This window comes from Kitasatospora sp. NPDC001527, from assembly GCF_040298605.1.
Classification (GTDB): domain Bacteria; phylum Actinomycetota; class Actinomycetes; order Streptomycetales; family Streptomycetaceae; genus Kitasatospora.
Window position 1 is genome coordinate 1 of record NZ_JBEPAM010000115.1, and the last position, 4,094, is coordinate 4,094.

The 4,094-nt window shown below is 71.8% G+C and carries 2 protein-coding genes and 1 pseudogene; all 3 read right to left on the reverse strand.

Annotation, left to right across the window (positions count from 1 at the left end; all coding sequences use genetic code 11):
• On the reverse strand, positions 1 to 137 hold a 137-nt coding region (locus tag ABT238_RS38615), incomplete at its 3' end, for a roadblock/LC7 domain-containing protein (protein ID WP_329882915.1).
• A 10-nt stretch (positions 138 to 147) separates the two neighbouring features.
• Entirely contained in the window at positions 148 to 3,591 is a 3,444-nt protein-coding gene (locus ABT238_RS38620) for a sensor histidine kinase (protein ID WP_350807352.1), read from the reverse strand.
• A gap of 401 nt (positions 3,592 to 3,992) precedes the next feature.
• A pseudogene (locus tag ABT238_RS38625) lies at positions 3,993 to 4,094 on the reverse strand (ATP-binding protein); the annotation flags it as partial.

A 4,094-nucleotide genomic window follows, 5' to 3' on the forward strand; every position in this document is an offset into this window, starting at 1 on the left:
GCGCGGTCGCGGGGGAATCCCTCGGACATGCACAGCAGGAGGCCGTCCGCGGAGACCACCACCGTGTGCGACACCCCGGGGGTGTTGTCCACGAAATTGGTGATCAGCCAGTTCAGGTTCTGTGCGGCCTGGCTCATCTGACTCAACTCAACGCTCCTGGTGGTTCGAGCCGCCGAAGAGATCGGTGCTGCGATTCTGCTGTCCGTTGCCGGACGGGTCTACCTGATCGGGGTCGATCCGGAAGCTTCCGGTGGTACCGGCACTGCTGCGGCCCTGCTCGACGCCGCGGCGCAGGTTGGTCAGGCGGCCGCGGACCTCCTCGGGGGCGCGGGAGACCTGCGGGCCGTCCTGCGGGGTGGGCTTGGCGTTGCCCGGCACCAGGTTCTGCTTCGGCACGCGCCGGGGCAGGCCGGCCGGGGTGGTGCCGCTGGAGGAGGGCTCGCGGAGCTTCTCGGCGCGCTGCCAGTCGCCGTCGTTGGGCGACTGCCAGGCCGTGCTGCCGGCGGCGGTCGGGCCGGTGGGCCCGTAGCCGCCGAGGGCGGACACGTCGTGGCCGCGCGGTTCGGCCGGGGTGGCCGAGGTGTCCCTGGCACCGGTGAACCAGTTCGGGCTCTCGCCGCCGCCGTTGGCGTCCGGCTGGCCGGCCGGGAAGCCGCCGCCGGCCAGCTGCTGGCCCGGGCGGCGCTGCGGGAGCCCGGACGGCAGGGTGGTGGGAGCGGCGTCGGCGGCCGGTAGGGCGGGCTGCTCGGGGGCGTACGGGTGGCCCGCCGGGGCCTCCTCGGCCCCGCGGCCGTACTGGTCGTCGCCGGCGTGGCCGGAGCGGTCGTAGCCGGCGTCCTGGCCGTACTCGTCCTGCGGCGCGTACCGGTCCTGCTGCCCGTACCCGTCCTGGCGGCCGTACTCGTCGTAGCCCTGCTGCGGGTACTGGCCGTAGCCGTCCTGCCGGTAGCCGCCGGTGTCGTAGCCGGTGTCCTGGCCGTACTCGTCCTGGTAGCCGTACTGGTCGTCGCCGTAGCCGGACTGGTCGTAGCCCTGCTGCGGGTACTGCCCGTCCCGGCCGTAGGCCGGGTAGTCGTCCTCGACCCTGGCGTCCACCACCGGGCCGTCCTGCGGCCCGGCCTCCAGCGCGGCGCGGCGGACCTGGTCCAGGCGCTGGGAGCGCTGGACGGCCTCCAGGGCCGGGCTGAAGCCGGTGGAGCCGGAGTTGCCGATGCCGGTGAGGTGGTCGTCGAAGCCGAGCTCGGCGGCGCTGCGGACCGGGTCGCGGTCGGCGCCCCACTCGGCGGCCGGCTCCTGCTCGGCGAAGATCCGGGAGACGGTGAACTGCTCCTCGGGCTCCGGCGCCGCGGCCATCTGGGTCAGGAACGGCGGCAGCATGACCAGCGAGGTGGTGCCGGCCGACTCGCCGGACGGGCGGAGCTGGACGCGGATGTCGTGCCGCTGGGAGAGCCGGCCGACCACGAACAGGCCCATGCGGCGGGAGATGGTGGCGTCGACCGTGGGCGGCTCGGCCAGCTTCTCGTTGATCTCCGCGAAGTCCTCGGCGGTGAGGCCGATGCCCTTGTCGTGGATCTCGACGAGCACCCGGCCGTCCGGCAGGCGGGTCGCGTTGACCAGCACCCGGGTCTGCGGGCTGGAGAACGTGGTGGCGTTCTCCAGCAGCTCGGCGAGCAGGTGGACGAGGTCGGTCACGGCGGCGCCGACGACCTCGGCCTCGGGGATGCCGGAGAGCTCGACGCGCTCGTACTGCTCCACCTCGGAGGCGGCGGCGCGCAGCACGTCGACCAGCGGGACCGGGGTGTTCCAGCGGCGGCCGGCCTCCTCGCCCGCGAGGACGAGCAGGTTCTCGCCGTTGCGGCGCATACGGGTGGCGAGGTGGTCCAGCTTGAAGAGGTTCTCCAGCTGGTCCGGGTCGGCCTCGTTGTTCTCGAGGTCGGTGATCAGCGCCAGCTGGCGCTGGATGAGGCTCTGGCTGCGGCGCGACAGGTTGGTGAAGATCGCGTTGACGTTGCCTCGCAGCAGGGCCTGCTCGGCGGCGAGCGCGACCGCCTGCCGGTGGACCTGGTCGAAGGCCCGGGCGACCTCGCCGATCTCGTCCTTGCCGTGCAGCGGGATCGGGGTGACGTTGGTGTCCACCCGGTCCGGGTCGGTCTTGGAGAGCCGCTCGACCAGCTCGGGCAGGCGGTGGTCGGCGATCTCCAGGGCGGCGTTGCGCAGGGTGCGCATGCCGAGAATCATCGAGCGGGCCACGTAGCCGGTGAGGACACCGGCGAGGATCAGCGCGGTGAGCACGATCAGCGAGTTGAGGATGGCGTCGAAGCGGGCGTTGTCGCGCAGATCGGCGGCGTCCTGGAGCACGTCGTCCAGCAGCGCGACCTCGGTGGCGCGCAGGCTGGAGATGTGGGTGTTGGCGGCCTGGTTCCAGTTCTCCGGGGTCAGGCCGGAGTCCTTGGCGTCCTTGTAGGCGCGGTCGGCGACGTCCTTGCCCTGGGACTGGCCGGCGGCGGCGGCCTGGGTGTAGGCGGTGCCGAGGCTCAGCAGGCCCTGCATGGTCGGGACGCTGCCGTTGGGCATCCGGTAGGCGGCGCGCTGGTCGGCGTTGGCCTGGGCGACCTGGGCGTCGGCGTACTGCTTGGCGTCCTCGGGGGCGCTGCCGGTGTTGAACTCGGAGAGCGCGGTCTGCTCCAGGCGCTGGGCGACCAGCAGCTGCTGGATGAGGTCGACGTTCTCGTACCGGGTGGTCTTCTGGGCGGAGATGCCGACCAGCAGCTGCAGCATGAGGGCGCGCTGGGTCGAGGCCGAGGCCTTGGCCAGCGACATCGCGTAGATCGAGCGGCCCTTGCTGGTGAGGTTGGACGAGCCGAGGCCGACCGAGTTGTCGTAGGACAGCAGCGGGGCGAACATCACCGAGTAGGCGCTGACGGTCGCGGAGGCGAAGAGGTTGTCGGCGTAGGCGCCGGCACGCAGCTGCGGCAGGTGGACGACCACCTGCTGGAAGGCCTCGTGCCGGCGCGGCAGCTCGCCGGACTTGTCGCTCGCCTCGTAGGCCGCGTTGTACGCCTTGAGGGCGGCGTCGGTCGTCGAGCGCGCCTTGGTGACGTCGTTGTTCGGGTCCTGCTTGGTGATCAGGGGTATGAGCGTCTTGTCGCGCTCGCTCTCCAGCGCCTCGGCGAGTTCGGTGGCGGCCTTGGCGAGGGCGGCGGTGCGCTGGGCGCGGTCGGCCTTGACGAAGCCGTCGATCGAGGTGTTGACGCGCAGGCCGCCGAAGACCAGGCCGATGACGACCGGGATCAGCAGGATCGCGATCAGACGGGCGGGCACGCGCCAGTTGCGCGGGCGCACGAAGTCGTACCGGCTGCCCTTGGGGCCGGTGTCCTCCGTGCCGGAGCCGGGCGTGGGGCCGGTGCCGGTACCGGGGCCGGACGCGCGGTTCTCGCCGGGACCGGGCTGCTGCGGCGCCGGGGCGGCCTGCGGCCGTTCCTCGACCGGTGTGAACGCCGAGAACCCGCCCGGTTCCGGTGCGGTGCCGTTCGGCTCGCTCTGGCGGGGCTCGGAGCGCCGCTGCGGGGCGACCTGCTGCTTACGCCTCACTCGACAACTACCTCTCGGCCGACAGCCGGCCATGGATCAATCCAGCGCTACCCCCGGTGGGCCGTCCGTTCCGGGGAACGACAGCCGCACGGGATCCAGGGGTAGCTGGAATTTCAGCACGTGCAGGGATGGGGGACAAACAGCTGCTGGTGGGCGAAGCGCGCGGTGCAATTCAGGACATTCGCCGACATGTTGGCGCAAAACTGTGGACTTCTGGCGCTGAGTGATGCCGATTCGCTACAAACAGTCATTGTTGATCACCAAATGCCTACCGAACTGTTATCCGCTGCTTATGCGAGGGTCTTGCGTCCGGCGTCCGGACGACACCTCTCCGCAAGCGAACGTGCCCCGGCACCCCGTCACGCCGACGGGGTGCCGGGGCCGCCGGCCTCGGGTTCCGCTCAGCGGAGCCGGGCGAGGAGGGCGTGTTCGACGAGGGTGATGAGGGCGCTCTTGGCGCTGTCGCGGCGTCGGGCGTCGAGGGTGATGACGGGGGTGTCGCT